Here is a 3019-nt window from a genome sequence, read left to right as displayed (position 1 = left end):
GGGCGCAGGAGGGCGTGCAGGGGCGCAGGAGGGCGTGCAGGGGCGCAGGAGGGCGTGCAGGGGCGCAGAGCCGGAGCAAGCTATACACATAGCCGTGCTAAGTGGCTCGCGGCCTAGTCATGCCGGGAGTCGTTGCACTGTGCAGGGTGCTTGCGTGTGGCTGAGAACGTGGCCGAGGTGTCGAGGGAGAAGTGATGAAGCGCCAGCGAACGAAATCGGACGAGGTGTCGGGTGGGGGCGGTTCCCCGGAAGTCATCTCGCTTCCCTGGGCGATAACGGGTCACCTGAGCACGGGTCTTGCCCTCATGCCGGGGGTGTGGCTGCTGTGGTGGTTGTTCAGCCAGGCCCTGGCCAGTCCTCTCGGCGGGTGGGCTTCGCTGGAGCTTGCTGTGACCGCTGTGGTGGTCAGTTCGATCTTGGTCGCCTGTGGTGAGCGGCCTTTCGTGGTCGCAGCGGCCCACCCTTCCCCGGGCGGCTGGGGCTATGCCGTGTGGAGCTTCGTGGTTCCCCCGCTCGTGGGAGGAATCGTCGGCTGGTTTGTCTCTGCGGGGGTTGCCGTGTGCGGCGCTGTCGCTATGTTCCTCGTCTTCGCCGCTGAAGCAGTGTGGGTGAAGGTCTGGAAGCCGGGCATGAGTGCGGCTGAGGTTCAGGCGGCATGGGGGAAGACCAAGCAGATGACTCGAGACATGGCTGCAGAAGCCCGCATGGAGAAGGGCTGGGTGAATCCCCCGAAGAAGTGGGAGGACCTCTAAAGCCCGAATGGCTGGGTCTGCTTGCGCTCTGCGCAGTGCGCCGCCTGAACGCGTATGCCTTCACCTTTAGCGTTGGCGCGTATGGCGCGGATGCGTTCAGGTGTGGGGCGGACCGTCAGCGCCGGAGCAAGCTAGATACTTAGCTATGCTAAGTCGCTTTCGGCCTAGTCAGGCCGGGATTCGTTGCACTGTGCTGGGGTGCAGGCGCAGGGGGCCAGAAGTCGTTGGAGGCGTCCGTTTTGACGCGTTGGGTTGCTTGCGGGTTCTTTACAAGCTGGCCAACTTCTTCGTGACCTTCCTCTTCGACCTGTTCAGCCGCCACCACGAGATCGAACTCTTGAGCTGGAGAGCGCCAAGCTCATCGAGCGCGGGCAGGCCCTTCTCGGCCAACTTGCGGGAGGTGCGTCCTGGGTCTTCCCCTGGATGAGCGTCGATGAGTGCGTGCGCCTCCCTGACTCGGGTTGAGGCAAGCGGATGACGGCTCAGTCTGTCTTCGATCTCCCTCAACTGGGCTTCAAGAGCTGCCCGAGATTTCTTCCGAAGCGCCATGTCCAGCCCTCTTCTCAATCGTCCTTGTGGATCGCGTAGTGCACCGTTCCGACGGTGACGCCCTCCTTGGCGGCAATGGCGCGCATGGAGAGCCCTTCCGCGCGCAGGGCGCGGATGCGTTCATGGCGCGCGGCGGCGTCCGCCAAGTAGTCCGCGCGCTCCTGGGCGACGGTGCGGCGGATGGTGCGCGGCGAGACTCCGAATCGCTCGGCTAGTTCGCGGGCGGACTGCTTGCGCTTGGCGCGTGTGGGGCCGGTGCTCATGCGTTCTCCTCCAGGATCAAACGGGCACGCTCCTCAACGGCGTTGCGTCGCTTCGCTCCGCTCTGGCGGCCTCTGAAGGCTTGGAGCGTGGACAGGGACGCCTGCTGGACGGTGCGGGCGTCTGTCCAGCCGTAGAAGCGCGTGGTGACCCATCGGTGGATGCTGGCGGCGATGTCGCGGGCCTCGTTGGCCGGGAGCGGTTCGGAGAAGGCGGCGTTGAGCTCGTGCACGTGGGCGAGCACGGCGGCGTAGTAGTCGCGGCTGTCTTCGGCGGTGGCGTGCTCGTGGCGCTGGCGAATGCGTTTGGCCTCGCGGTAGGCCCAGTGGCGGGCTGTTTCGAAGATCGCGCAGTTGCGGCCTAGGCCGACCGGCGCGCGGCGTCGTGAGCGTCGCCAGGAGGGCGCTGGCATGTGGCCGGCTTCTTCGAGCCGGCTGGCCAGTTCTCCGAGGCTGTAGAGCCGGTCAGAGGTCCAGGAGGTGTGCCAGGAGCCGTGCTCGGGGTTCTTGGTGATCAGGCCGCTGTAGGCGGCGTCTCCGTCCACGGAGCGGCGTAGGCCTTCGGTGACGGCCGCGGCGAACGCCAGGGGCTTGCGGTGGGCGTACTCGGTGCGCGTGACCGGCTCGGCCAGCGCCCAGACCGCGTGTGCGTGCCCGTTGGCCGGGTTCTCCACCACCGCGTTGGGGAGCCAGTCGTGGCGGTCCCAGAGCGCGCGCATGAGCGCGTCCTCGTGATCGACGTCCACCACCAGCAGGTTCGAGAGCGCCTGCGGGTTGGCCTCGATGTACCGGCGTCCGCGTGCGTCCTTGCGTGCGGTGCGGTAGATCCCGGCGCGCAGGTCATCCGACGCGAGCGGCCATAGCGGCAGCCACATCTGCTCCCACGTCTGGGCGTCTCGCGTCGTCAGCGTCATGGGCACACCCTCGCACGAACCTCCCGCATGTTCAAAGTGGGACGCGAACCTAATCAGATGTTTCCCCGACAAGCTGCTCTCTCACACCTTCCCCGGCCCTGGGGTGACCACTGCCGGGACCACCTGCGCCCCGGGTGCAGCACACCCATGGCACACACCTTCCCGAGCACGTCGAGAGGGTGCCCCAGTCCCTTCCGGGCAACCGGAGCGAAGCGGAGGGCGGCAGTCCGTTCTTCCCCTCGCACAGTGCAACGCCTCCGCCCTGCGGAGTCTGCTCAGGCCGACTTATGGCACATAAGTGCATAGCTTGCTCCGGCACGTCGCTAGCCGGTCTAGCGCCCCTAGAACGGCTAGCCCGACTAGTCCGGCTAGCACCCCTAGGGGTGTAACACGAGGTGTAACACCACCTATAACTTCCGTTGTTACACCCGCCCCGCTTGTTTCTGCGGCTGTGGCACCTCACCTCCCCGACACCACCCACTCTCCTCGTCCCTCGTCCAGTGGGTGGTGTCGGGGAGGTGAGGTGCAGGGGGTGTTTGGGCGG

Annotated in this window: 3 protein-coding genes; 1 reads left to right on the top strand and 2 read right to left on the bottom strand. The window is 66.3% G+C overall.

What is annotated here, in order from left to right; translation table 11 throughout:
* Nucleotides 1–191 precede the first annotated feature (191 nt).
* Nucleotides 192–752, top strand: coding sequence for a hypothetical protein (locus J1M37_RS11355; RefSeq protein WP_206452681.1), 561 nt, complete (start codon nucleotides 192–194; stop codon nucleotides 750–752).
* Between the two features lie 563 nt (nucleotides 753–1315).
* Here J1M37_RS11355 and J1M37_RS11350 read toward each other — a convergent pair.
* Together J1M37_RS11350 and J1M37_RS11345 are read right to left on the bottom strand one after the other, a co-directional pair.
* Nucleotides 1316–1564, bottom strand: a complete 249-nt coding sequence (locus J1M37_RS11350; protein WP_041104739.1) for an HTH domain-containing protein — start codon at nucleotides 1562–1564, stop codon at nucleotides 1316–1318.
* Nucleotides 1561–2475 (bottom strand): replication initiation protein, encoded by a 915-nt coding sequence (locus J1M37_RS11345; protein WP_218829699.1) that lies wholly within the window; start codon nucleotides 2473–2475, stop codon nucleotides 1561–1563. Before J1M37_RS11345 ends, J1M37_RS11350 begins: the two co-directional genes overlap by 4 nt.
* Between the last annotated feature and the right edge of the window lie 544 nt (nucleotides 2476–3019).

Origin of the sequence: Micrococcus sp. KRD012 (genome assembly GCF_017168555.1) — a bacterium.
Lineage (GTDB): Bacteria > Actinomycetota > Actinomycetes > Actinomycetales > Micrococcaceae > Micrococcus > Micrococcus luteus.
Note: the sequence above shows the minus strand (reverse complement) of the source record. Positions and strands in the feature narration are given on the sequence as shown.

Coding starts and splice junctions, on each gene's coding strand:
- J1M37_RS11345 (WP_218829699.1), bottom strand. CDS start 2,475: ATGACGCTGACGACGCGAGACGCCCAGACGTGGGAGCAGATGTGGCTG.
- J1M37_RS11350 (WP_041104739.1), bottom strand. CDS start 1,564: ATGAGCACCGGCCCCACACGCGCCAAGCGCAAGCAGTCCGCCCGCGAA.